19 protein-coding genes and 1 pseudogene are annotated in these 24,025 nt (G+C 57.3%); 12 read left to right on the plus strand and 8 right to left on the minus strand.

What is annotated here, in order from left to right; translation table 11 throughout:
- The first annotated feature begins 210 nt into the window (after positions 1-210).
- A complete protein-coding gene (locus CYB_RS02955) occupies positions 211-2,130 on the plus strand; it encodes an ABC1 kinase family protein (protein ID WP_011432269.1) in 1,920 nt (639 codons plus the stop codon).
- On the opposite strand, the gene CYB_RS02960 is transcribed toward CYB_RS02955, so the two are convergent.
- Entirely contained in the window at positions 2,127-2,525 is a 399-nt protein-coding gene (locus CYB_RS02960; protein WP_011432270.1) for a hypothetical protein, read from the minus strand. The genes CYB_RS02955 and CYB_RS02960 overlap by 4 nt on opposite strands.
- Before the next feature lie 509 nt (positions 2,526-3,034).
- Here CYB_RS02960 and CYB_RS02965 point away from each other — a divergent pair.
- The 4 genes from CYB_RS02965 to CYB_RS02980 all read left to right on the plus strand — a co-directional run bounded on the left by CYB_RS02965 (position 3,035) and on the right by CYB_RS02980 (position 6,866).
- Positions 3,035-3,925, plus strand: coding sequence for a prephenate/arogenate dehydrogenase (locus tag CYB_RS02965; RefSeq protein ID WP_011432271.1), 891 nt, complete (start codon positions 3,035-3,037; stop codon positions 3,923-3,925).
- Between the two features lie 68 nt (positions 3,926-3,993).
- Complete coding sequence (locus CYB_RS02970; protein WP_011432272.1) at positions 3,994-4,743, plus strand: cytochrome c biogenesis protein CcdA; 750 nt, start codon at positions 3,994-3,996, stop codon at positions 4,741-4,743.
- A gap of 111 nt (positions 4,744-4,854) precedes the next feature.
- Positions 4,855-6,264, plus strand: coding sequence for a cytochrome c biogenesis protein (locus CYB_RS02975; protein WP_011432273.1), 1,410 nt, complete (start codon positions 4,855-4,857; stop codon positions 6,262-6,264).
- A gap of 341 nt (positions 6,265-6,605) precedes the next feature.
- Positions 6,606-6,866, plus strand: coding sequence for a ferredoxin-thioredoxin reductase variable chain (locus tag CYB_RS02980; protein ID WP_011432274.1), 261 nt, complete (start codon positions 6,606-6,608; stop codon positions 6,864-6,866).
- Here the strand turns inward: CYB_RS02980 and CYB_RS02985 are convergent.
- A complete protein-coding gene (locus CYB_RS02985; RefSeq protein WP_011432275.1) occupies positions 6,863-7,336 on the minus strand; it encodes a hypothetical protein in 474 nt (157 codons plus the stop codon). The genes CYB_RS02980 and CYB_RS02985 overlap by 4 nt on opposite strands.
- A gap of 215 nt (positions 7,337-7,551) precedes the next feature.
- Here CYB_RS02985 and CYB_RS02990 point away from each other — a divergent pair, with 215 nt between their 5' ends.
- Positions 7,552-8,769 (plus strand): RNA-guided endonuclease InsQ/TnpB family protein, encoded by a 1,218-nt coding sequence (locus CYB_RS02990; RefSeq protein ID WP_011432277.1) that lies wholly within the window; start codon positions 7,552-7,554, stop codon positions 8,767-8,769.
- Between the two features lie 141 nt (positions 8,770-8,910).
- Entirely contained in the window at positions 8,911-10,827 is a 1,917-nt protein-coding gene (gene ftsH, locus CYB_RS02995; RefSeq protein WP_011432278.1) for an ATP-dependent zinc metalloprotease FtsH, read from the plus strand.
- Positions 10,828-10,930: 103 nt separating this feature from the next.
- On the opposite strand, the gene glgP is transcribed toward ftsH, so the two are convergent.
- From glgP to CYB_RS03010, 3 genes are all read right to left on the minus strand, one after another.
- A complete protein-coding gene (gene glgP / locus CYB_RS03000; protein WP_041436239.1) occupies positions 10,931-13,132 on the minus strand; it encodes an alpha-glucan family phosphorylase in 2,202 nt (733 codons plus the stop codon).
- A 453-nt stretch (positions 13,133-13,585) separates the two neighbouring features.
- Entirely contained in the window at positions 13,586-14,770 is a 1,185-nt protein-coding gene (locus tag CYB_RS03005) for a SpoIID/LytB domain-containing protein (RefSeq protein ID WP_071818140.1), read from the minus strand.
- Positions 14,771-15,043: 273 nt separating this feature from the next.
- Complete coding sequence (locus tag CYB_RS03010) at positions 15,044-15,559, minus strand: nucleoside deaminase (RefSeq protein ID WP_011432282.1); 516 nt, start codon at positions 15,557-15,559, stop codon at positions 15,044-15,046.
- Positions 15,560-15,802: 243 nt separating this feature from the next.
- Here CYB_RS03010 and CYB_RS03015 point away from each other — a divergent pair, with 243 nt between their 5' ends.
- On the plus strand, positions 15,803-17,011 hold the full coding sequence (locus CYB_RS03015) for an HhoA/HhoB/HtrA family serine endopeptidase (RefSeq protein WP_369791768.1): 1,209 nt from the start codon (positions 15,803-15,805) through the stop codon (positions 17,009-17,011).
- Positions 17,012-17,078: 67 nt separating this feature from the next.
- Positions 17,079-18,683: a serine/threonine-protein kinase gene (locus CYB_RS03020; protein ID WP_011432284.1), complete on the plus strand. Its 1,605-nt coding sequence runs from the start codon at positions 17,079-17,081 to the stop codon at positions 18,681-18,683.
- Between the two features lie 35 nt (positions 18,684-18,718).
- On the opposite strand, the gene CYB_RS03025 is transcribed toward CYB_RS03020, so the two are convergent.
- The gene (locus tag CYB_RS03025; RefSeq protein WP_049749558.1) at positions 18,719-19,060 is read right to left on the minus strand and encodes a hypothetical protein; all 342 of its coding nucleotides are present in this window, start codon (positions 19,058-19,060) and stop codon (positions 18,719-18,721) included.
- Positions 19,038-19,838 carry a hypothetical protein gene (locus CYB_RS03030; protein WP_041436241.1) on the minus strand — a complete coding sequence of 267 codons (801 nt, stop codon included), beginning with the start codon at positions 19,836-19,838 and terminating at the stop codon, positions 19,038-19,040. Before CYB_RS03030 ends, CYB_RS03025 begins: the two co-directional genes overlap by 23 nt.
- Before the next feature lie 604 nt (positions 19,839-20,442).
- Between CYB_RS03030 and CYB_RS14480 the strand changes: the two are divergent.
- Positions 20,443-21,193, plus strand: a pseudogene (locus CYB_RS14480) (IS5 family transposase).
- Between the two features lie 262 nt (positions 21,194-21,455).
- Positions 21,456-22,307 (plus strand): ribosome biogenesis GTPase YlqF, encoded by an 852-nt coding sequence (ylqF, locus tag CYB_RS03045; protein WP_011432287.1) that lies wholly within the window; start codon positions 21,456-21,458, stop codon positions 22,305-22,307.
- 95 nt (positions 22,308-22,402) lie between these two features.
- On the opposite strand, the gene CYB_RS03050 is transcribed toward ylqF, so the two are convergent.
- A complete protein-coding gene (locus CYB_RS03050) occupies positions 22,403-23,491 on the minus strand; it encodes a radical SAM/SPASM domain-containing protein (RefSeq protein WP_041437115.1) in 1,089 nt (362 codons plus the stop codon).
- 114 nt (positions 23,492-23,605) lie between these two features.
- On the opposite strand from CYB_RS03050, the gene CYB_RS03055 reads away from it, so the two are divergent.
- Positions 23,606-23,971, plus strand: a complete 366-nt coding sequence (locus tag CYB_RS03055) for an NAD(P)H-quinone oxidoreductase subunit M (protein WP_011432289.1) — start codon at positions 23,606-23,608, stop codon at positions 23,969-23,971.
- Positions 23,972-24,025: the final 54 nt, after the last annotated feature.

Consider the following 24,025-nt stretch of genomic DNA (forward strand, 5'->3'; position numbering starts at 1 on the left):
AAAGGCAGAGATCGCGGTTTTCCCATTTTAGGTTTGGCGGGGATCCCCGTAGGTGGGCTGCTGTCACCTTCTCCGGGAGAGGATGAAGATCCTTTTCTGAAGGTTTGGCCGGCCTTTTCAAGCCCAATCGAGCAGGCTGGTGGCTGTCTCCGAGGGTCGCCAGGCTGAGCCAGCAAGTTAAGATGTGTTACGGAATCCGTTGGGGCATCTATGGGCGCAACACCGGTAGTGACAATAGCAGCGAGGCAGGATGGCTTGGGTTCTGGGGCTGTCTCCATCCCTCCGGCAGATCTGGGGGTGGTTCCTGAGCCAAGCTTGCGTTACGACCCAGAGCAGTTGGCCAAGCAATATCGAGGGCGCTGGGATCTGGTGGTGCGGCGCCTGTTTCAGTTGATCACCCCCTTTTTGGGCTTGTTGGCCTGGGTGTTTTGGGATCGCTGGCGGGGAGTAGAACTGAAGAATCGCCCGAAACATGCGGCCCGGCTACGGGAGATCCTCACGGAATTGGGGCCGACAGCCATCAAAATCGGCCAAGCCCTCTCCACCCGTCCCGATCTGGTTTCGCCCCTGTTTCTGGAGGAGCTGGCCAAACTGCAGGATGAGCTGCCCCCCTTCGAGAATGCCATTGCTTTTGCCCTCATCGAGTCGGAGATCGGCAAACCCATAGACAAAATCTTTCGAGAGATCAGCCCTGAACCGATTGCCGCCGCCAGCTTGGGGCAAGTGTACCAGGCCTACTTGCACAGCGGGGAGAAAGTCGCCGTCAAGGTGCAGCGGCCCGACTTGATTGGGCGCATCTCTCTCGACATGTATATTGTCCGCAGCCTGGCCGCCTGGGCCAAACGCACTTTCCGCCGCATCCGCAGCGACCTGGTGGGCATCGTCGATGAGTTTGCCGGGCGCCTCTACGAAGAAATGGACTACACGCAGGAGGGCCGCAATGCCGAGCGGTTCCTGGCGCTGTACCGTCACCCCTCCATCTACGCTCCCAAAATTTACTGGGAGTACACCCGCACCAAGGTGCTGACGATGGAGTGGATTGATGGCATCAAGCTGACTCAGGTTGACAAAATCGCTGCTGCGGGGCTGGATGGACGGCACTTGATCGAGATCGGTGTCAATTGCTCCCTCAAGCAGCTTTTGGAAAATGGCTTTTTCCACGCCGATCCCCACCCGGGCAACCTCTTGGCCATGTACGACGGGCGGCTGGCCTATATCGATTTCGGCATGATGAGCACCATCGCGCCCCATCAGCGCTACGGCCTGATCAAGGCGATTGTGCATTTGGTAAACCGAGACTTTGCCGGGCTGGCCCAAGACTACGTGGACTTGGAGTTCCTGGATCCAGATACCGACCTGACTCCCATCATCCCTGCTCTGGAAGCTGTCTTCGCCGAAGCGATGGGCAAATCGGTCTCCGAACTGAATTTCAAGAGCATCACCGATCGGCTCTCGGGGGTGATGTACGACTTTCCCTTTCGAGTTCCCGCCTACTACGCCTTGATCATCCGCTCTTTGCTCACCCTGGAAGGGATCGCCATCGGCCTGGATCCCAACTTTAAGGTGTTGAGCGTGGCCTATCCCTACGTGGCTCAGCGCCTGCTCACCGACCCGGCCCCGGAGCTGCGCGTATCTCTGCGGGAGCTGCTGTTTAACCAGGGGCAATTTCGCTGGAACCGCCTGGAGAACCTGCTGCGCAACGCCGTCAACAGCGAGGATTTTGACCTGCAGGGATCCCTGGAAAAGGCCGTTGATTTTATCTTTTCTGAGCGGGGCGCTTTCCTGCGGGAGCGCCTAGTGGATGTGCTCTTTTCCAGCTCCGGATCCCAGGGTGGCTCAGATGGCTTGGCTCATTTGCAGCGTCTGTGGGAACTCCTCAGCAGCAACCCGAGCTTTCAGCCGCTGCAGCTTCTGCCGATTGTTGCCAAGGTGGCTGCCAAACCGGAAGCTCAACAACTGGGCCGTCAATTGGCCTCCCGCTGGTTGCAACGCTCGGCAGCTCGCCTCATCCGCGACCTGCTATTGCCGGATACAGAAAAGCCCAGTTCACCCTCTTCCCTCAACGGGCGTGGCGGGATCCCTGGGCCAGCAACCTCTGCTTCTACCGCTCAACTTCCCCTTCCGGCCTAGCTCAGGTGCTCTTGGGGGGCAGTATCGCTGTTGGGGTTAACAGAGGCCAGAGCCAGCGTAATCCACTCGGAAAATTCATCGCGGCGGAAAACCTGGGGGCGGGAGCGGGGGCCAAAACGCAGCAGGCTGGGCATGCCGTGCTCCTTGAGTCGAGACTGTAGCCAGGTGCCCACACCGGTTTTGCCATCGTTGGGCATTTCGGTTTGGAAGTCACTGTACATCAACAACAACTGGCTGCGAGATTGGAGCACCGCATTCTCTTGAATTAACTTCGGCAAGGAGAGATGGGTGGCTGAGACTGACCCTTTGCTCCCTTTGGCCGATTCACGACGACGGTCGCGCGGGCGCGGGTTAGTGCTTTCACGGCTCTTGCGGGTTTTGGGTTCACTAGGCATAGAATCTCCTAAACGACAGAGTGCTCCCCAACGGGGGTTAAAGCGGGAACTCGCAGGCCAAAAGCCGAGCCCGCTGTGAAAGTGGCTCGATGGGTACAGTTCTGGAGAATCGCTGAGAAGAGGGACACCTGCTCTTGAGTAAGCGAAGAAGAACTGCGCTGAGCCGGCACGAAAGGCTGGGATCCCTTCGGCGCAACAGCAGTCCACAGCGGGCCGAGCTCCTGCCAATACATCCAAGGCCTGCCCTTGTTTTTCCTGTCGGAGGCCAGTTTGGCTACCACGAATCCGCAGGGCAAGCAAGCCCGGATGTTACCCCTATATTGACTTAAAAATGGACAAGTGGACAGTCCCTGGCCGAGAATTTAGCTGCTGCGGCGGGAGCTTCGGAAGGAACTAGGCTTGCCCGCCGGTGGCGAGTATCGCTGAGCTACGGGAGTAGCCTCCTACTACACCTGGAAGCGGTTGTTGGTGGTGTCAAAAAAGGAGTTTCACTGGCTTACTGAGATACTATGTGCATTGCCATTGTCGGGTTGGGGTTGATTGGCGGATCCCTGGCCCTCAAACTGACCGAAAAGGGATATTCCGTCTGGGGGATAAGCCGCAACCCGGCCACCTGCAAACAGGCTCTGGAACGGGGTGCTGTCCAAGGCTGTGGAACCGAGTTGGCCCAGTTGGCCCGCTTTGATCCGCAAATGGTGCTGATCTGTACCCCTCTGGAGCAGGTGTTGGCCACGCTAGCCGCCCTGTTGCCTTATTTGTCGGCAGAAACCGTAGTGAGCGATGTCGGCTCGGTTAAGCAGCCCATCGTTGCTCCGGCAACCGAATTGTGGCCCTGGTTTGTGGGGGGGCACCCCATAGCCGGCAAAAGCCTGCAAGGGATCCAAGCGGCAGAAGCTGACTTGTTTCGGGGGCGGCCTTACGTGCTCACTCCCATCGCCGAGACCCAACCTCAGGCTCTCGATGCGGTGAAAGAACTGATTGCTGCTGTTGGCGCAGAAGCTGTCCTCACGGATCCCGCACGCCATGACCGAGCGGTGGCCTGGATCAGCCATTTGCCAGTTATGGTCAGCGCCAGTTTGATCGCAGCGGTTAGCCAAGAAGGGGATCCCGCGATTCTGGAATTGGCCCGCACTTTGGCCAGCAGCGGATTCCGCGATACCAGCCGTGTTGGCGGAGGGATCCCGCAATTGGGTTTGGAAATGGCCCGCCACAACCGACAGGCGCTGCTGACTGCCCTGCACAGCTACCAAGCCCAGTTACGACAGATAGAGCAGTTGATCGCTGGCGAAAGGTGGGACGAATTGCTCCTGGTGCTGCAACGAGCTCAACAGGAATGGCAGCAGTTCCCCGTCAACCATCCTCGCGAAATTCTCCACAACCTGGGCGGTGGGAATGGATAGCAAAGATATCTTGAACGGGCTCGGGGATCCTTCATGCTACCTTGGGCTTATGTTGACAGATTGAGCTTATGTTGAATGCGGCTCAGCTCTGGCTTTACCACCTAGAACAATGGGCAACTGAGCTGGTTCAGTTTCAACTGCAGCACCTTTCTCCCGTTAGTCTGTTGGTGGTGGGTCTGGCGGGCTTGCTCACCAGTCTTTCCCCCTGCACGTTGTCTATGCTGCCGGTGACCATCGGCTACATCGGCGGCTACACCCCCGCTTCTGAGGAAACGGCTGGGGAAGGGCGGTGGCAAGTTTGGGCTCAATCTTTGGGTTTTGCGGCTGGGGTGGCTTTTACCCTGACCCTGCTGGGTTTGTCGGCAGCTTTGCTGGGTCGCGTTTACGGACAAACCGGATCCTTCGGGCCTGTTGTGGTGGGGGGAATTGCTATTTTGATGGGGCTGAACTTGTTGGAGGTGATCCCCCTGCGTTTTCCCGATTGGTTTAACCGCCTCGAGATTCCCGGAGAATGGCCCAGGCTGGGTCGGGCAGTGTTGCTGGGGTTAACCTTTGGCCTGGTGGCCTCTCCCTGCAGTACGCCGGTTTTGGTGGCTTTGCTGGCCTGGGTTTCCACCACAGGGCAACCCTGGGTAGGGGGTGGGCTGTTGCTGGCTTACGGGCTGGGGTTGGCCTTTCCCCTGCTCCTGGCGGGGGTGTTTACCGGGTTGGTGAAGCAACTGTTGGCCCTGCGGCGCTGGTCGGGCTGGCTCACTTATGCCAGTGGGGTGGTGTTGGTGGGGTTCGGCAGCGTAACGATCCTGTCGGCCTGGGTCTAAGGGATCCCTGCTGCTGCAGGCTAAGATGGGGCTACACCTACAGCACCCTGTTGGGGACTGCACCTTGCCTGGCAAGAGCAGCGGTCTGAATCTTGAGCCGACAAACTTCTCATGGTCATATACTCTCTCCCGCTTGCCCGCTGGGTTTCCTCGCTGCGGCGGTACTTTCGTCATGAGCTGCTGCCGCTGCTGGCGGATCTGCGCCTGGCCATTGGCCTTTTGTTGGCAATTGCGGTCTTGAGCGCCACCGGCACGGTGATCGAGCAAGAGGAAACGGCGGCTTTTTATCAGGCTCACTATCCAGAGCATCCGGCCCTGTTTGGCTTTCTCACCTGGCGGGTGATCCTGAGCTTGGGATTGGATCACGTCTACCGCACCCCTTGGTTTCTGGCCATTTTGATCCTGTTCGGCAGCAGCCTTGCCGCCTGTTCCCTGACGCGCCAATGGCCGATGTTGAAGAGGGCCCGCCGTTGGAGCTATCTCACCCGCCCGCAGTCTTTTCAGCGCCTGCCGTTTCGGACGTATCTGCCTCAGCAATCTTTACAAGGTCTGCCGCAGCAGTTGCGTCGACAGGGCTATCTGGTGTTTCAGGAGGGCCATTACCTCTACGCCCGCAAAGGGTTAATCGGCAGGATCGGCCCCATCTTGGTGCATGTCAGCATGCTGCTGATCTTGCTGGGGGCCATTTGGGGCAGCATTAGCGGCTTCAAGGCCCAAGAACTCATTCCCAGCGGCGGCGTGGCTTCCATTCAACACTTGACCGGAGCAGGGGATCTGGCTCGCGCTCACTTGCCTACCTGGCAAATTCGGGCCAATCGCTTCTGGATTGACTACGCTGCCGATGGCCGGGTCAAGCAGTTTTATTCCGACCTCTCGATTTTGGATCAGGGTCAGGAGGTTAAACGTCAGACCATTTCCGTCAACCATCCTCTCTCCTACCGGGGTGTGACCCTTTACCAAGCCGATTGGAGCATCGACAGCATCCGCATCCGCATCAACAACAGCCCCACTTTTCAAATCCCGGTGGTGCCGGTGCGTACCGAGGCAGGCAACAAACTCTGGGGCGCTTTTGTGCCCACCCAGCCGGACATGAGCCAGGGACTCACGCTGCTGCTGCCGGATTTGCAGGGGACAGCCCTGCTCTACGACACTGAAGGGCAATGGATGGGATCCCTGCGCCAAGGCATGAGCTTGGCCCTCGACGAGGTCGCTCCCCAACGCTTCCCCAACCCCCTCACTCTGTATCTGGATGAGGTGATCGGCGCTACCGGACTGCAAATTAAATCGGATCCAGGGATCCCTGCGGTGTATCTCGGATTTGGCCTGTTGATGGTGGGGGTGGTGATGAGCTACTTCAGCTACAGCCAAATCTGGGCTTTGCAAACGGAGACGGGGCTCTACTTGGGGGGCAAAACCAACCGGGCCTTGGTCACCTTCGAGCGAGAATTCGACCGCTTGGTGGAGCAACAAAAGGTCGCCTTCTCTCTTTCCCAGATCCCGGTGGAAGCTGAGATTGGCTAGACGCAGCTTTTTCCGGCGAAACCAGCCTCCTGCCCAATAGGGATCCCATGAGGTTGAAAGCCCTCATTTGATTTTCCTTGCCACACCCTAAAGTTCTCTGGAAGGATGTATACAATGCAGGGATCCAGTGGCCAGTCAGGGGGATCCCTTGGGTCGGGCTCATGGCTTGAGTTTGAGGGAATGTTCTCGGGTCATCCAAAGTGAGAGGGAACTTGAGAAAAATGCAAACTACTGTTTCAGTTTCCACACACTTCTCCACATCCGGAAAGCTTGCTTAGAGATTGAGTTAGAGTGTTTCCAGTCGGTTCCTGCAGTATGCTGCCTTTTCAGGAGGGCAAGACATGAAAGTTGGAGATCGGGTGCGGGTGCGTACCAGCGTGATTGTCTATCACCACCCGGAACATCGCAATCAACCTTTCGACCTCAAAGGCATGGAAGGGGAGCTGAAGGCCGTGATTCGGGATTGGAATGGCCGCCCGATCAGCGCCAACTTTCCCTTTCAGGTGCAGTTTGACAACAAGTTCCGTGCCCATCTCCAGGCTGATGAGCTGGAGGTGGTGGAGTCGGCTGGTTCTGGAGAGTCTGCTGAGACGGCTGCCTAGTTGAGGCCCAACAGCGTGCGGTTGGTTTCCAGAATCGGCCTGATCAACTTGGTTTCTTCGGGGGTGAGGTAATTGGCTATCACTTCTTGTAGGAAGCGATAGGTGGCCTCGCAACTGCGTTGGGTGCGGAAGGCTCGCATCAGTGTTTGGAACCAGTAGAGAAATCGATCTTTGTAGCGTTGCTCATCGTCCAGGAGCATGGCCAAAGCCGAAAGGCGCAAAACCCGCACGGTGTCAGCCTTCCACTTGTTGCTGAAGTCTTCCACCCCTCGCATGAGCAAGTAGGGATCCAGCGCGCGCATTTTCATCTCCACATCCCGGATGATCTGGGCCTCCGCCGCCTGAATCTTGCGATAGGCGCTCAGGCGAAGGTCAAAGGAGGCTAGATAGGTCTCCATGAACTGCAGCTCCTCATCCCTGAGATAGCGCCCGTCGGCAGCGATGCTCAGTTCGCGCAGTTGAGTCAGCATAGGGATCCCTGGGCAAGCTGGAATGAGAATGGAAAAAACACCACCTATCCTGGCTGACGGCACAGCCTTGGTCCCTCAATCCTATCCCCAAACTCCTGGCCAGAAGAGGGGAATTGCAGGGATCCCCGGCAACCCTCTCAGCTAGAAATCGCAGGAGCCCCGCACTGTACCCGTAGGGTCAGTGCCGGGAGGAATGCGGAAGTTATGATAGAACCATGACCCAAGTCCTGACCGTCTCCTGCAAGCTCAAGGTAGCCCAGTCGCAAGCCGCCAAATTGGACGCGACTTTGGAGGCTTTTGGCCAAGCCTTGAATTGGGTCAACCAGAACACGCCGGAGAAGATCGTCAACGCGGTCAAGCTGCAATCCCTTTGCTACTACGAGATTCGAGCCCGGTTTGGCTTGTCCAGTAACTTGGCAAGGACTACGTCCCGCTTACGCGACCAACAGGTGTGCAGACGGGTAGCGGGTTCCCGCAAAGTGGCTAAGCAGAAAAAGCGTCCCGTCAAGGAGTTTAAGAGCGGCTTTGTTACCTACGACGCCCGTATCTTTTCGTTCCGTCAAAAAGACTGGACGGTGTCGCTGACCACGGTGGAAGGGAGAGAACGCTTTGAACTGGCCATTGGCAACTACCAGCGTGGGATGCTGGCTGGTTCCAACCCCAAATCTGCCACCCTGGTCAAGCGCAAAGATGGCTCCTACTACATCCAGATTTGCGTAGAGAAAAAGCCACCCAAACAACAAGATACCGACAAGGTGATCGGGGTGGACTTGGGAAGGACGGATATTGCCCATACGTCAGAAGGGGACAACTGGAATGGACAGCAGTTGAACAGAGTCCGCGACCGCTACTCCCGGTTGAGGGCGGCACTCCAACGCAAAGCCAGTAAGGGCACACGCAGTTCGCGGCGCAGATGCCGTCAACTGCTGCAACGGCTGTCTGGCAAGGAGAGGCGCTTTCAGGCGTGGGTCAATCATCGCATCTCCAAAGCTATTGTCTCTAGGGCAAAGACCACAAACAGCGCTATTGCCCTGGAAGACCTGACAGGGATCCGGAAAAGAGTCAATCAACAGCCGCGCAACAAGGCCGAACGGCGCAGAACCAACAGTTGGGCGTTCTACCAACTGAGGCAGTTTCTGGAATACAAGGCGAGGGTTGCAGGGGTTTCTCTGATTCTTGTGCCGCCCGCCTACACGTCGCAGACCTGCCACAAGTGTTTGCACATCCATCCCGACCCTGCGCAATCCTATCGCAGTGGCAAGTCGTTCAAGTGTGGGCACTGTGGATGGGAAGGGGATGCGGATTTGAATGGTGCGAATGTGATTGCGCTCTTGGGGGCTGTCGTAAACCGGCCTAGAGGTCCGGGCCTGTTTTGTTCTCTGGTAGAGCAGAACAGGCTCAGGGCTACTGAAAGCCCGCTCCGTACCGCTTAGCGGTCGGAGCCGGGTAGTTTACTCAGGTTAATATTAATTAACAGTCTGTTGCTGCAAGAACCCACCCGACCCCAGATTGTTACCCATAGGTCACCATCTGCGAGTTCGATTCAAAAACACCCTTTGGGAGGAAACACTTCCGTGAGTCAGAAAGGTAAAAACAAGAAATGGAGAAGCGCGGGGTTATATGCGCTGCTGGCCATCGTCTTGATCTCTTTAGCCACCACCTTCTTGGGTAATCGCCCGCCTGAGCGTTTGGAGATCAGCTACTCCGACCTGATCAGCCGCGTCGAACGGGGCGAGGTCAGCAAAGTTTTGGTGGAGACGGCCCCGGATGGTCGCCAGGTTGCCATCGCCGAGGCAGAAATCAACAACCGCGCCACCCAAGTGCAGGTGAATCTGCCCCCCCTTACCCCCGAGTTTGAGAACACCCTGGTTGCCAACGGGGTGGAGCTGGCCGTGCGTCCTGTCCAAGAGGAGGGGCTACTCGGGCGCATTCTCAGCACCTTCTTCCTGCCAGTTTTGCTCTTGCTGGGGCTCTTTTTCCTGCTGCGGCGGGCTCAAAATGGCCCAGGCAGCCAAGCTCTCAACTTCGGCAAATCCAGGGCACGGGTGCAAATGGAGCCGAAAACCCAAATTACCTTCAACGATGTGGCCGGCATCGATCAGGCCAAGCTGGAGCTGGCAGAAGTGGTGGATTTCCTGAAAAACTCAGAGCGCTTCACCGCTTTGGGAGCCAAGATTCCCCGCGGGGTGCTGCTGGTGGGCCCGCCCGGCACCGGTAAGACCCTGTTGGCCCGCGCCGTAGCCGGAGAAGCAGGTGTGCCCTTTTTCTCCATTTCCGGCTCCGAGTTTGTGGAGATGTTTGTTGGGGTCGGCGCTTCTCGCGTGCGGGATCTGTTCGAGCAGGCCAAGCAAAATGCTCCCTGCATCGTCTTCATCGATGAAATTGATGCAGTCGGTCGCCAGCGGGGAGCTGGCTTGGGAGGTGGCAACGACGAACGGGAGCAGACCCTGAACCAGTTGCTCACCGAGATGGACGGTTTTGAGGGCAACTCCGGTATCATCGTCATTGCGGCCACCAACCGACCGGATGTGCTGGATGCGGCGCTGCTGCGGCCCGGTCGCTTCGACCGCCAAGTTACGGTGGATCGCCCCGATTTTCAGGGCCGGCTAGAAATCCTCAAGGTGCATGCCCGCGGCAAAACCCTGTCTGCCGATGTGGATCTGGAGAAATTGGCCCGCCGTACCCCTGGGTTTACCGGTGCCGATTTGGCCAACCTCCTGAACGAAGCAGCCATTCTGGCAGCCCGCCGCAACCTCACCGAGATCTCCATGGACGAGATCAACGACGCGGTGGATCGGGTGTTGGCCGGCCCAGAGAAGAAGGATCGGCTGATGAGCGAGCGGCGCAAGGAATTGGTGGCCTACCACGAGGCGGGCCATGCCCTGGTGGGATCCCTCTTGCCCAACTACGATCCCATCCAAAAAGTGACGATCATCCCCCGGGGACAAGCAGGTGGCCTCACCTGGTTCATGCCCAGCGATGACGACATGGGACTAACCACCCGTGCCCATCTGAAGAACATGATGACTGTTGCCTTGGGTGGGCGCGTGGCCGAAGAAGTGGTCTATGGAGAGTCGGAGATCACCACAGGGGCAGCCAGTGACCTGCAGCAGGTGGCCCGCATCGCCCGCAACATGGTGACCCGCTTTGGCATGAGCGACCGACTGGGCAATGTGGCCCTGGGCCGCCAATACGCCAACATTTTCCTGGGCCGGGAGATCGCCGCAGAACGGGATTTCTCGGAGGAAACAGCAGCCCTCATCGACGAAGAGGTGCGGCGGCTGGTGAACGAGGCCTACCAACGGGCTACCTACTTGATTCGAGAAAACCGCGCCCTCTTGGATCGGATCGCCCGTCGTTTGGTGGAGGCCGAAACCATCGATGGGGAAGAGCTGCAGGCCATCATCGACAACTCTGAGGTGGTGATGTTGCCCCCCGAAGAGGAGCCAGAGCCGCTGACTCTGCCTATGGCCGTCAACGCTGGCGCCTAGTCTCTTGTCCCCAAGCTCAAACTTGGGATCCCTGCTTTTCCTCTTGAGGAGAGAGGGATCCCAATGTTTTGTATGATTTGCGCTGGGAGAGGGGGAGTCCACCCTAGCCGGCAACAGCCGAACCCAACAAAGTCCGGCTCGCCTCTGCTTCCAGGGGCTGAGGCTCGTAGATTTTCAGCACGTACTCCGCTACCATGCGGTCGGTGTTGAAAACGGGGTTGAGCGTGCGGATCGCCTCCTTCATGCGGGCAATCCAACGACGTGGGATCCCTTTCTCATCCCGGTCGTAGAACATGGGGATTACTTCATACTCCAACAAGTCGTAGAGGGAGTTGGCGTCCAAGTCGTCTTGGGCAGCGGGATCCAGACCTTCGATTTCTTGGCCAATAGCCCAGCCATTGCGACCGTTGTAACCCTCCGGCCACCAGCCATCCAGCACCGACAAATTCAATCCCCCACTGAAGCCCACCTTTTGCCCTGAGGTGCCAGAGGCTTCCAGAGGGCGTCGCGGGTTGTTCAGCCACACATCGACCCCCTGCACCAAATTGCGACCGACATAGGCATCGTAGTTTTCGATGAAGGCGACCCGGTTGGCCACCTCAGGCCGGTTCGACCATTCCACCACCCGCTGGATCAGGCGCTTGCCCCCTTCATCCCGCGGATGGGCCTTGCCGGCGAAGATAATTTGCACAGGGTACTCTTTGTTGGTGAAGATGCGGGTAATTCGCTCCAGATTTCGCAGGATCAAATCTCCTCGCTTGTAGGTGCTGAAGCGACGGGCAAACCCAATCGTCAAGACCTTGGGATCCAGCAACTGGTTGACCGCTTGGATGCGTTCGTTGCTTTCGCCGCGATTGCGCCGGGCCCGCAACACCCGGTGACGGGTGAAAGACACCAGCCGCTCCCGCAGAGCTTCTTTGCGCCGCCACAGTTCTTCATCTGGGATCTCTTCCACCTTGGCCCACAGTTCCGGGTCTGACACCCGCTCCGGCCAATCGGGGCCCAAGTACTGGTCGTAGAGATTCCAGAAGAGGGGGGAAACCCAGGTACGGGCGTGAACCCCATTGGTAATGGAGCTGATGGGCACCTCATCCACCGATCGCTCAGGGTAGAGCACATGCCACATTTCGCGAGAAACCCGTCCGTGGAGCTTGCTTACGCCATTGGCTGCCCGCGCGTACCGCAAAGCCAGCACCGTCATGTTAAAGCGCTCCCAGGGATCCCCGGTGCGCCGAGCTCCCAAAGCCAAAAATTGTTCCCGCGTCAGGCCCAGTTGAGGCCAGAAGGAGGCAAAGAACGCATCCATCTCATTGGGGCTAAAGGCATCGTGGCCAGCCGGCACCGGTGTATGGGTGGTAAACACACATTTTTCCCGCACCTTGGCCTCCGCCGTCTCGAAGGGGGTGCCCCGCGCCACTTCCTCCCGCAGCAACTCCAGCGTTAGGAAAGCAGCGTGCCCTTCATTCATGTGATAGACCATGGGATCCAAACCCAACTGGCGCAGCAGACGCACCCCACCGATACCCAGGATGCACTCTTGGGCGATGCGGGTATCGGTGCTGCCCCCGTAGAGGTGGGCGGTAATCCAGCGGTCGATGGGGTCGTTCTCCGGCAGGTCGGTGTCCAGCAGAAAGAGCGGCACCCGGCCCACGTCTGCTCGCCAGGCACGCGCCTTCACCAACCGCTGCCGCATCGCCACTTCCACCAACAGAGGGCTGCCATCCGGCTGGCGCACCAGAGTCAACGGCAGAGACTCAAACTCAGAGTCTTCGTAAAGCTCCCCCTGCCAGCCATTGTTGTCCAGGCGCTGTTGGAAGTAGCCCTGACGGTAGAGCAACCCGATGGCCACCAGGGGCACTCCCAAATCTGAAGCCGACTTGAGGTGATCGGCGGCCAACATACCCAGCCCGCCAGAGTAGGTGGGCAAAGACTCGTGCAAGCCGTATTCGGCACAGAAATAGGCAATAGGACGCTGCCAGTCGTAGGTTTTCATGGTGCGCTTGGCCCAGGTATCCTCAGCCGTCATGTACTGCCGATAGGACTGCACCATCCGGTTCAACGTGTTGAGGTAGTTCACATCGGTGGCCAAGGCTGCCAACCGCAAGTAGGAAACCTCCTCCAGCATGCGCACCGGGTTGTGGGAGGTTTTTTCCCACAGGGCGGGATCCATTTCCCGGAAAATGGTGAGGTGATCCGGGTTCCAGGTCCACCAATAGTTGCGGGCGATCTCGCACAGGGGCGTGAGCGCTTCCGGCAGCACCGGACAACGTTCGGGAAAAGCAGGAGCTAAGGTGGCAATGGACATAGGACAGATACCTGGGGTTAAAGTTATGGGCTCGAAAAAGAAGAGGTAGAGGTCGATCCTGGTAAACGTATCTCAAAATTATTATTGAGCCGATCCTGAGGATTCTGAGGGGGGAATTCAAGATCTCTACAAAATCTTCAGGGGACGTAACCCAAATTTTCCAGGGCTTCTCTCGATCTTGTCATAGCAGCGCGGAGCCTTCAAAAGCAGCGTTCACAGGCAGCCCAGCTTTCGATTCCGGCAGAAGCTGCCCGTCTAGAAGCTGCCCGTCTATCGTAAGAGATGGTGCAACATTAGAGTTAACTCAAAGTTAACAAAATCTACAGAACCCCAACGAACCCTTGGGGAACCCCTCCGGTTCAATTAAAATGCTGCTTCTCATAAGCTCTTAAAAACTGCAGCTACTTTTGCTACCAATCGATGATTTTGTTGGCTTCTCCTTGAAGTTGAGCCTTAACGTCCTTCCACCACTGCCAGACTGGTGTTGCGGTAGTAGTGGCTGAGGATCTGTTGGTAAGAGTAGTTTTGGCTGGCCAGGGCGGCAGCTCCCCACTGGCTCATGCCCACCCCGTGCCCGTAGCCCCGCCCATGAATCTCAAAGAAAGCTGGGAATGTCCCTGCCACAGGAGCCAGGCTGGCCGTAGTGGCGGCCTCCCCGCGCGGGCTAATGGCAATCTTTGTGCTGCGCAACCCAAGAGCCCGACGAAAATCGCCGGCATTGAGATCTCTGATCCCTTGGGATCCCGTCAAGCGCACCGTGATTGCCCGTCCCCACGGGGAGCTGCGCAGTACCTCCACAGAACGAATGGCACCGATCCCGGCAGCCAATTGCTGAATCTGTTGGGCAGGAACGGTGGCCGTCCAGCTAAACACCGGTGAGTGCTGATCGAAATCCGGCACCCCCTGTAAGTAGGGCCGCGATTCTAACCAGACGTTGCCTGCATCATCTGTATGTCCCCCCGCAGAGGAGTGGAAAACCGCATTGATCAACTGCCCCTGGTAGATGAGAACCTGCCCGGCGGTCTCACGGGCAGCCGCTTGGGTACGGCTGGATTCGGCAGCCACTCCCTTGTAAACCTGCCAATCAATCCCGTTTCCTAAGTCAAAAGGCTGCTGGGAACGGCGACTGCGGTGGTAGAGGGCATAGGTGCGGGAGGCCACGGCTTGGGCTTTAAGAGCCTCCATGGGAAAACGGTGTCCCATCTCGCTGCCCACCACGCTGGAAACGTAGTCCTCCAAGCCAACTTGGTTGATGGCAATCACCCCACGCTCGCCAGGGATCAGCTCCACCAAGCCACGGTACCAATTCTGGTCGATAAACACTAACCCATCGGAGGTGGTGGGCTGTAGGTAAAGACGTTCTCCCTGTTGGCCGGCCAAACTGACTGCTGAACCCGAACGGCTGGCCTGCAGCGGTTGCATGGCCTGAACCTCTGCCAGCGGCTGTCCCTGGGCATTCAATAGGCGGGCTCCGGTAGAGCTGCCGACGGTGACCTGGGGCTTGTTGACGGCAATACCTACCCGCAGCAGCACCCGTGCCTGCACCGGAAAGGTCAAGCACAGCCAAGCCCAAACCAGAAGGGCAATACTCCTAAGCCAAGCTGATGGGAGAGGAGAAAAGGAGAGGGCAATAGTCACACACCAATCCTCTGTGAAAGACTACCCGCCGCTGGGCATAGCCAGCGAGGGATCCCAGACAAGTCGGGTTTTGAGAATCCAGGCATAGGGCCGACGCACCCTCAACAACCCAAGCGGCCACCGTTGGGCTCAAGAGATCCCGCACTCGGAAAGCCTTTTTTGAGGCTGGTGCGGGATCCCGGGCAAGGGCCAGCCGAACCCGTTATGACAGTATCAAAAACATCCTGCAGATGCACGACTTCAACCCAGAATTTTCCGCCCCCAGTCCCTCGGTCAGGATTCAGCCGGCTCAGAGGGGATCCCGCGCCGGCGGCAAAACCACTGCTGCAATAGGCGGCGACACTCGGCCTCGCAGACTCCGCCGATGACCTCCGGGCAATGGAAGCTGGCGGCAGAAGCTGGCAAATTGAGCACGCTGCGCAGTGCTCCGGCCTTGGGATCATCGGCGCCGTAGATTACCTGGGCCAGCCGCGATTGGCTGATTGCCCCCGCACACATGGGGCAGGGCTCCAGGGTCACATACAGCCGACAGCCCTGCAGCTGCCAATCGCCCAAGCGCTGCCCTGCCTGCCGTAGGGCCAGAATCTCCGCATGGGCCGTGGGATCCCGATCCCGTTCCCGCCGGTTGCTGCTCAAAGCCAGCAACTTTTCCCCTGGCCCCACCACCAGAGCGGCCACCGGAACCTCTCCGGCTTCTCCCGCTTGCTCAGCTTCTCGCAAGGCCAACTGCATCCAGGCGCGGTGGCGCTGCCACAGATCCCACCCTTGCGGCTCGGAGGAATGGAGCATACTCGGATCCCCGATCATTTTGGGCGTTTCGAGCACTGCCTCTGTCCGCAAGATTTGCTAGGGTAAGCACACATACCCCGAACATCCAAAAGTAAAGAGTAGGAATAGATAGAATAGACCAGGAGTGAACTGGGTCTTGATGGCGTAAGTCGGGGGAGCGGGTTCACGCCTTTTGAGTCTTGGCGATACGGCTTAGCTTTGGGAGGGAGCATGGCGCGGATTCTACGGCATACACTTTTGGCGATGGCTCTGTTTGGTGGAGGCGTCGCAGGTGGGGTCTGGCTATCGTCTCGAGCGGGGCAGGAGTGGTTACAGCAAACTCCCCTGATCACTTGGACGCGACGGGCCAGTGAGGGAGTGGGATCCCTTTTGCCCTGGTCTGAGCCCCGCCCTGAGGCTGCGAATTCTGCTCCTCCCGCCGATGCTGTCCGGCCTTCCAATTTTATTGCTGCAGTCGCCCAAAAGGTCGGCCCAGCGGTGGTGCGCATCGATGCCACCCGCACTGTGTCGAGGGGGGTCAACCCAGAACTGTTCAACCAGCCCCTGTTTCGCCGCTTCTTTGGAAATCAGATACCGCAGTTGCCGCAGGAGTTTCAGCAGGAGGGCACCGGATCGGGCTTTATCATCGACGCCAGTGGCCTGATCCTCACCAACGCCCATGTGGTGGAAGGCAGCGAGCGGGTCAGGGTTCACCTGCTGGATGGGCGCACCTTTGAAGGGGAGGTGAAGGGCTCAGACCCGGTTACCGATATCGCGGTGATCAAGATTGAGGGGGAGAATCTGCCCACGGTTACTTTGGGCAACTCTGACTTGGTGCGACCGGGGGATTGGGCCATCGCCATTGGCAACCCGCTGGGCCTGGACAATACCGTAACTGCTGGGATCATCAGCGCCGTCGGGCGCTCCTCCGGGCAAATTGGGGCTGTCAACAAGCGGGTGACTTTCCTGCAAACGGATGCGGCCATTAACCCCGGCAACTCGGGTGGCCCACTGCTGGATGCGGAAGGCCGCGTGATTGGGGTGAATACGGCCATCTTCCAGCGGGCCCAGAGTGTGGGCTTTGCCATCCCCATCAACCGCGCCATGGAAATTGCCGAGCAATTGATCCGGAATGGTCGGGTAGAGCACGCTTTCTTGGGCATTCGCATGATCACCCTCAACCCCGACATTGTGGCCCGCCTCAACCGCGACCCCGCTCGCCCCACCACGCTGACGGTGGAAGAAGGGGTTTTGATCGGGCAGGTGATTCCGGGATCCCCGGCTGAGGAGATTGGCTTGCGGGAGGGGGATGTGATCACTGAAATCAATGGGCAGGCCATCCACGATGCCGAGCAGGTGCAGCAGTTGGTGGAAGCCGCTGGGGTGGGCAATACGCTGACGCTGCGGGTCATCCGCGATGGACAGGCGCGCACCTTCCAGGTGAAAACTGGAGTGCTGCCCGTAGACTTCTAAGCAGTTTTATGTGCCGTCAATTTACTGATCCCCGTGACACAATGACCCTAGAGGCGGGGATCCAGATATGGCTTGGGCAGTTGGTGAACAATTGCAAGGGGGACGCTACCGCATCGAGGCCGTTTTGGGGGAGGGGGGCTTCGGCATCACCTACCGGGCCTGGGATAGCGTTCGTGCCGACCAGGTGGTTATCAAAGTTTTGAACGACAGCCTTCGTGAGGATCCCGACTATCCCCACTTCCAGCAGAACTTCATGAATGAGGCGCTGCAACTGGCCCGCTGCCACCACCCCCATGTGGTGAAGGTGGAAGAAGTGATCTGGGAGCAGGAGCGCTGGTGTATTGTGATGGAGTACATCCGCGGCCAGACTCTGCACCAGCTTCTGCGGCAAAAAGGGCCGTTGCCCCTGCCGGAAGCCCTGCGCCTGACGCGGGAGGTGGGATCTGCCCTGATGGCCTTGCACGAACAGGGGATCCTGCATCGGGATGTGAAGCCAGCCAACATCATGGTGCGGGAGGGATCCGGGCAGGCAGTTTTGATCGACTTTGGCCTAGCTCGCGGCTACACCCAAGGTCTGATCCAACGCCACACCTCCTACGGCACCGATGGCTATGCTCCTCTAGAGCAATACGACAGCTTGCGCCGCCGCGGCGCCTTCACCGATGTCTACGCCTTGGCAGCAACCCTCTACACGGCGCTGACGGGGATGGTGCCTATGTGTGCGCCAGTGCGGGCCACAGGCCGCCAGTTGGATACCCCTCGCAGCCTTAACCCCAACATTCCCGAGGTTGTGGAGGCTGCCATTCTCAAAGGGATGGCTCTCCACCCAGAAGAGCGCCCGCAAACCATGGCCGAGTGGCTGGCACTGTTACCGGCAGAAGCCTCTCAACAAGGGAGGAAGCCGGTTGCTTTTGAGCCAGCCATCCGCACCCAAGAGCTGAGGGAGCTGGAGCAGATCTTGGCCCAGCCTCCAGAACCCCAAGACGAGCTGGAACAGCTCCTGTCCCGGCACTCGGCGGAAGAGCTAGAGCAACTGGTGGCACCTCCCACCCCTGCCACTGCCAAAAAAGCTGGAAGAGAAGAGGGATCCGGATCCCTGATTTTTCCTGAGGTCTGTCCAGAGGAGAGAGGGAAGGGGGGATCCCTGCCCGGAACTCTCTCTTGGCCAGAGTGGGTGGGGGAAGCAGCCCCTGCCTTGCAAGGTCTGTGGGATCGGCTGCGAGCGGGGCAGTGGGGGGAGGCGGATCGCTGGACGACAGCCCTGATGCTGAAGCTTGCTGGGCGCTCGCAAGTGGGCTTTTTTGATCCCAAGGATGTTCAGGCCTTCCCCTGCCCCATGCTGCGGCTGATTGACCAACTGTGGGTGCGGGCCAGCCATGGGCGCTTTGGCTTTAGCGTTCAAAAGCAACTGTGGCAAGGATGCGACCCCGGAGGAACCTCAATAGGCAGATCGCGATCCTTCTCCGCCTTGCCCCGCGAAGAGTGTATGGGGGAAGCCGTGGGTTGGCGGATCCAAGGTCGCTGGCTGGGGTACGGCGAGCTCAAAACCAGCCTGGATGCACCGCCAGGACATCTGCCTGTCGGCTTTTTTTGGGGCTACTCGGGTGGCTTGCGCTCGGCGCTGCTGACGCTGGATCGAGTGGTGCTGAAAAAGCTAAAAGCCTGTTTCTAAAAAACCTGGCTTGAAATGACTAAAATGGGTAGCCATCAATTCTTGAAAGGGGGGATGCTCTTTTCTTGTGGGTTTTCGCGAATAGCTAGACCCAAGTGAATCAATGCCGTCTCAACGGTATTGACCTGCTCTGCTAAAGTTTTCCACCCTCTTGCCTTTAAGCCATAACATTTGCCAAAGTAAGCTCGAGCTGCTGCAAAGGAAGCAAAGGTTTTTTTAAGAGTCGCTACGGTCCAGGGCTTGGCATTCAGCCGCAGCCAATTTCGTTGACCTTGCTGCTGTTGCTCGGTGATGAGTTGGTCTGTCAAGCTAACAAGCTCAGCATAGTTGCGCCGCGAGGTCGCGATTGCCGTTTCAAGACTCTCGATGAGACCCATGGTTGTTCTCCTGAGGCAACTTCCCTTGATAAGACTCCTGTTCTTTCTCCTGAAGCAACTTTCTAGAACCGGCAGAGAGCAAGTTGGTTTCAAAAACAGACTTGATGTTGTTCAGGTAACTTTGCAATAAGCTCTTAACCCATAGGATGGGAATTTGGTTTACCGCATTCTGAAGCTGGTCGAAGAGATGCTTGAGCTGCTTCAGAGCTACGATAGCATGACCGAGAACTTCTTGCGCTTGAAGCTGCTCTTCCACAAGCTCTCTCATTCTGTTGGCTAGCCGCTGATTCTCAAGTTCTTTCTCGGTGAGCAAACTAAGAGCTGCTTCCTCAGTCTCGACTATTTTAAATTCAAGTTTTTGGTTCTGCTCTTCCAGAAACTCAATCTGCTTAGTTAGTAAATCCGCCTCAACCCTAAAGCTAACACCTCTATTCGCTGGAAAGCTAATAAGTAGGTCGCTGTACTCTTGCTCTTGAAGCTGCAGCTCTCTGAGTACAGGCTCTGCTAGTTCGGATAAGACTTTGTGAGCTAATCCTACTTTCAAAGTATCTCCGCCGCCGTGTCCGGGAATAGGAATTCTTAAATCACCCCGAACAGCCTGCGTGCTATGTCTGGCACGTCGCTGAACAATTTCCCAGCCCCACTCTTTTGCTTGACGCAAAATATCCCGTTTTCGCCAATTCCTTGGAGCCTGAATAATGGCTTGGATATTTCTCTGCTGCTCTATAATTTCATTTCGCCTCTTGATGAGATACCCTAGCTCTTCTTCGTCGGACATATGATAACATCCTTAGATGAGACTTTCACACTTAGCCTATCCGGTCTTTACGGAGACTAGGGGAAAGTTATGCGGCAAAGCCTTACATCTCAAAAAACATTGATACTAAGAAATATTTTGTAGCTTTGTCCGCGATCTTCCTCAGTAATTCCCAGGACAATCTAGAGGCAGTCAGACTTGGTTCTGCTTGCGAAAAAGGGTGAGTGGCTGGGGTTGGGGAGCTTACAGCCGGCTTGGAAGGGCCAAAAATCACCTGCCGGTGGGCTGTTCCGCGAATACTCAGGCGGCCTGCGCACGGCGCTGCCGATGCTGAAAAGGCTAAAAGCCTGCCTCTAAAAAAACTCCCCTCTCCCAGAGGAGAGGGGTCAGGGGCGAGGGATCCAAGAGCCTTAGTAGCGATGCACCAACTTGTTGATGGGCTTGAAGATGTCTGCCTCAAACTTTTTGCCCTTGAGCATGCGGTTCCAATAGAGCCAGGGTAATAGATGCACCTTGGCTAGGTACATGGAGTAGCGCTCCCGCGTTGGGTCCAGGGGGAAGGAGGGAGCTAGGTCGTGTTGATCTTATGTTAGGATAGAGAGAATAACTTATATGAGGAAAGAAGATGAAGTTGGTTTTTTTAGATGAAAACAAATGGCAGAAGATATTGGCTTTTTTACAGACAGAAGAGAGAGTTAACATTGGGAAAGAAGCAAACTGCAAACAGTTTATTGAAGCAGTTCTTTGGATAGCCCGTTCCGGTGCTCCTTGGCGCTACCTCCCAGAAGGATATGGCAAATGGTACACCATCTATCAAAGATTCCACCGGTGGAGCGGTGGAGTCGTTTTGGAGTGTGGGAACGGATGTTCAAGTATTTTATTGACGACCCTGATTTAGAGCATCTCATTATTGATTCAACCATGGTTCGAGCGCACTCCTGTGCTGCCGGAAAAAAGGGGAGCAAGCTTTGGGGAGAAGCCGAGGCGGATACAGCACCAAGATTCATGTGAGTGTAGATGGGTTGGGAAATCCGCTGGAATTGAGAATAACTGGCGGAGAAAAGAGCGATATTACTCAAGGGGAAGAATTGATAGAGGGCTGGCAGAGAAAGGATACCAAAGTAATTGGGGATAAAGGATATGATGCGGATAAGTTGATTGAGAAGATAGGGGAAGCTCAAGCGGTTATTCCGCCTAAAAGGAATAGAAAGACGCAGCGGCATTATGACAAGCATCTGTATCAAGAGAGGCATTTAATCGAATGCTTTTTTCATAAGTTAAAGCAGTACCGGCATCTATGTTCTCGTTTTGACAAATTGGCCAGGAACTTCTTGAGTTTTCTCTATCTCGTCAGTGCTCTCTTTTGGCTCAAATGAAAGATCAACACAACCTAAAAAGATAATGGTATAGCATGCAGGGATCCATGTATCCCGACGCTAACCCTGCGGGTAGAGCGCGGGGCTTGTTGCCCCCGCACCCCCGTTGGTTAAACATTAGGTTGCCCAGGAAAGGGATCCCAGCGGCACTCACGTTGTATTATTGGCTACTTCAGCCGGCAGGTCGAGCCTCTTTTGGGGAATCGGGCTAGATTGGATCCCACTGTTGATTTCTGCTGTCCACTTCTAGGGTTCTGGCGGCATGAGTTCTCCGGCCATCCAGTGGTATCCCGGCCACATTGCCAAGGCGATCGGCCAGTTGCGGGAAGAGTTGCAGCGGGTGGATGCAGTCATCGAGGTGTTGGATGCGCGGATCCCGTTGGCCAGTCGTCATCCTGAGCTGGGCCGGTGGCTGGGGGAAAAACCTCGCCTCCTGGCTCTGAACAGGGCGGACTGCATTGAGGCTGGGGATCTGAAAGCTTGGCAGGAGTATTTTTTACGGCAAGGGATCCCTGTCTATCCCACCAATGGCCGCTCAGGAGAAGGGGTGAATCGCCTCAAGCAGGCGGTCTTGCACTTGGGGCAATCGGTCAACACGCGGCGTCAACAGCGGGGCATGCGACCGCGGGCCGTTCGGGCGGTGGTGGTGGGCTTTCCCAATGTGGGCAAATCTGCTTTGCTGAATCGACTGTTGGGGCGGCGGGCAGCTGAGAGCGCAGCACGTCCTGGGGTGACGCGGCAACTGCGGTGGGTGCGGCTGGGGGGAGAGTTGGATCTGTTGGACTCGCCGGGCATCATACCGCCCTCTCTGCCGGATCAACAGGCGGCCTCTCTATTGGCCATCTGCGATGACATCGGCGAAGCGGCCTACGATCCCGAACGGGTGGCGGCCCACTTTTTGGATCAAGTGCTGAGGGTGCAGCCCCAAGCCGGATCTCTCTTGCAAAAGCGCTACGGTTGGCCGGATCCGATCCCTCCCGGTGGTGCTGCAGTGCAGGAGTTGGCCGAGCGGCGGTATCAAGGGGATCCCCAGCGGGCGGCACGGCAAGTTCTCAACGACTACCGCAAGGGCTTGCTGGGGCCGCTGGCCTTGGAACTCCCTCCCAAGGCTTGAGCCCCTTAGAAGAAATCACGAAAGAAAGTCACGTTGTTGCTATGCCCACGGCAGGGAAACCGCTGCTGTGGGGCGTTGACTTTTCCCGAAACTGTCTACACTTGTCCCCAACCGGGATCCAGCCTCTGTTTCCAAGGCCGATACACCTTGAAGTAGACAACGGAACCCACTTGTCTGGCCAAGGCTTTGATGCAAGTGTCTCCACCCATACAGCGCTGGCAAACGGGATGGTTCACCTGCAGACGATTGAACCCCCGCCGCAGCGCACAGGCCGGTTGGCCCCGCAAAATCTCGGCCAGGGATCCCCCCAGCGTCACTTGCCCCAGCGGGATTTGCCCTTCATAGTCCTTGCAACAGGGCACCACCGTGCCGTCGTAGAGGATCCCCGCCTGACCGGAAGCGCCATTGCAGTATCCCCAGCGAGCTGGGATTACCCGGTCTGTCTCCACGTTGCCCCAACTGTCCAAGGGAAACGTTTCCAAAACCAAGCGGGGATGGATGCGGATCTGCTGCCAGCGGCCCGGTCGGTAAGTAGCAATCTGGGCTTCTACCCAATCGAGAGCCGGTGCATCCGGGATCCCTTGCAAAGCTCGTCTGGCCCAAGCCGAGAGCTGAGCGGGCATCTGCTGTGCAGAATCGATCACCGAAAGAGCCTTATGCGGCACCAAAAACGGGTGGGGGCTAGTATCCAGGAATTTGAGATGCACCTGCGTAGGGCTGGAGGAGCGCAAGTGCACCTGCAGAAATTGGGTAATCCCAGCAAAGTAGCGCTCCGGCGTGAGGCGGGGAGGTGCTCCGCGAATGCTGAAGGTGACTGGATCGGGAGTTTGCAGGGAAATGGTTAGCTTAGCAAAGGGGCTGCGGTTCAGCTTTTCAATGTGCTCCGGCCAGAGGGCAAAGGTGCTGCCGTTGCTGGTCAGGTGCAGGCGAAGGCCAAGCTCAGCGGCCCTGCGAATACCCTCGAAAAGGTATGGGTAGAGCAGCGGCTCCCCCATCAGGTGAAAAGCCATCACGCGGGCCAGCCCTGTTGCCGCTACTTCCTCCAAAATCTGCTCCAGCAGAGCGGGCTCCATGTGCCCCCGCCGCCGTTGCATGATCCCATCTGGACAAAACTCGCACTTAAAGTTGCAAACGTTGGTCACCTCTATGTGCAGGCGTTCCAGTTGGGGAATAACAGCAGACATTAACAGCAGACATAGAGAGGGCCGGAACAAGTCGAGGGCAAATAGCGGATCCCCCACAAGCGCTAGGTAATGATACGCTGTTTAGCAGGTTAGATCCGGAGCGGAGCCATCGCAATGCTGAAATGCACCACTCGCCACGTCCACATTTTTGCCGGTGAAGTTACTGCAGACAACAACTTCGTGCCCCGCGACGACCTGTTTACCCTCGATGTGGATCCGGACAACGAGCTGGTCTGGACTGATGCTGCCCTGCAAAAGGTCTATGCCCGTTTCGAAGAGTTGGTGGAAGAATACCGGGGGCGAGACTTGACCGAGTACAATATCCGCCGCATTGGGTCTGACCTGGAACATTTCATCCGCTCCCTGCTCAAGCAAGGGGAGATTGCCTACAACCTGCAGGGGCGTGCCCCCAACTTCAGCATGGGCTTTCCCCAGATCCCTGCTGAAGAAATTGTCGGCCAATACATCCCCAAGGGCTAGCTCTTTGCCGGTTCTGGACAGAGTTTTTGATTGTTCTGCATCTAAGGCTTTTAC

It is taken from the genome of Synechococcus sp. JA-2-3B'a(2-13) (assembly GCF_000013225.1).
Classification (GTDB): Bacteria; Cyanobacteriota; Cyanobacteriia; order Thermostichales; family Thermostichaceae; genus Thermostichus.

Excerpts from the sequence above, each read along its gene's own strand:
- CYB_RS02955 (WP_011432269.1), top strand. The coding sequence starts at position 211 with ATGGGCGCAACACCGGTAGTGACAATAGCAGCGAGGCAGGATGGCTTG.
- CYB_RS02960 (WP_011432270.1), bottom strand. The coding sequence starts at position 2,525 with ATGCCTAGTGAACCCAAAACCCGCAAGAGCCGTGAAAGCACTAACCCG.
- CYB_RS02965 (WP_011432271.1), top strand. The coding sequence starts at position 3,035 with ATGTGCATTGCCATTGTCGGGTTGGGGTTGATTGGCGGATCCCTGGCC.
- CYB_RS02970 (WP_011432272.1), top strand. The coding sequence starts at position 3,994 with ATGTTGAATGCGGCTCAGCTCTGGCTTTACCACCTAGAACAATGGGCA.
- CYB_RS02975 (WP_011432273.1), top strand. The coding sequence starts at position 4,855 with ATGGTCATATACTCTCTCCCGCTTGCCCGCTGGGTTTCCTCGCTGCGG.
- CYB_RS02980 (WP_011432274.1), top strand. The coding sequence starts at position 6,606 with ATGAAAGTTGGAGATCGGGTGCGGGTGCGTACCAGCGTGATTGTCTAT.
- CYB_RS02985 (WP_011432275.1), bottom strand. The coding sequence starts at position 7,336 with ATGCTGACTCAACTGCGCGAACTGAGCATCGCTGCCGACGGGCGCTAT.
- CYB_RS02990 (WP_011432277.1), top strand. The coding sequence starts at position 7,552 with ATGACCCAAGTCCTGACCGTCTCCTGCAAGCTCAAGGTAGCCCAGTCG.
- glgP (WP_041436239.1), bottom strand. The coding sequence starts at position 13,132 with ATGTCCATTGCCACCTTAGCTCCTGCTTTTCCCGAACGTTGTCCGGTG.
- CYB_RS03010 (WP_011432282.1), bottom strand. The coding sequence starts at position 15,559 with ATGCTCCATTCCTCCGAGCCGCAAGGGTGGGATCTGTGGCAGCGCCAC.
- CYB_RS03015 (WP_369791768.1), top strand. The coding sequence starts at position 15,803 with ATGGCTCTGTTTGGTGGAGGCGTCGCAGGTGGGGTCTGGCTATCGTCT.
- CYB_RS03020 (WP_011432284.1), top strand. The coding sequence starts at position 17,079 with ATGGCTTGGGCAGTTGGTGAACAATTGCAAGGGGGACGCTACCGCATC.
- CYB_RS03025 (WP_049749558.1), bottom strand. The coding sequence starts at position 19,060 with ATGGGTCTCATCGAGAGTCTTGAAACGGCAATCGCGACCTCGCGGCGC.
- CYB_RS03030 (WP_041436241.1), bottom strand. The coding sequence starts at position 19,838 with ATGTCCGACGAAGAAGAGCTAGGGTATCTCATCAAGAGGCGAAATGAA.
- ylqF (WP_011432287.1), top strand. The coding sequence starts at position 21,456 with ATGAGTTCTCCGGCCATCCAGTGGTATCCCGGCCACATTGCCAAGGCG.
- CYB_RS03050 (WP_041437115.1), bottom strand. The coding sequence starts at position 23,491 with ATGTCTGCTGTTATTCCCCAACTGGAACGCCTGCACATAGAGGTGACC.
- CYB_RS03055 (WP_011432289.1), top strand. The coding sequence starts at position 23,606 with ATGCTGAAATGCACCACTCGCCACGTCCACATTTTTGCCGGTGAAGTT.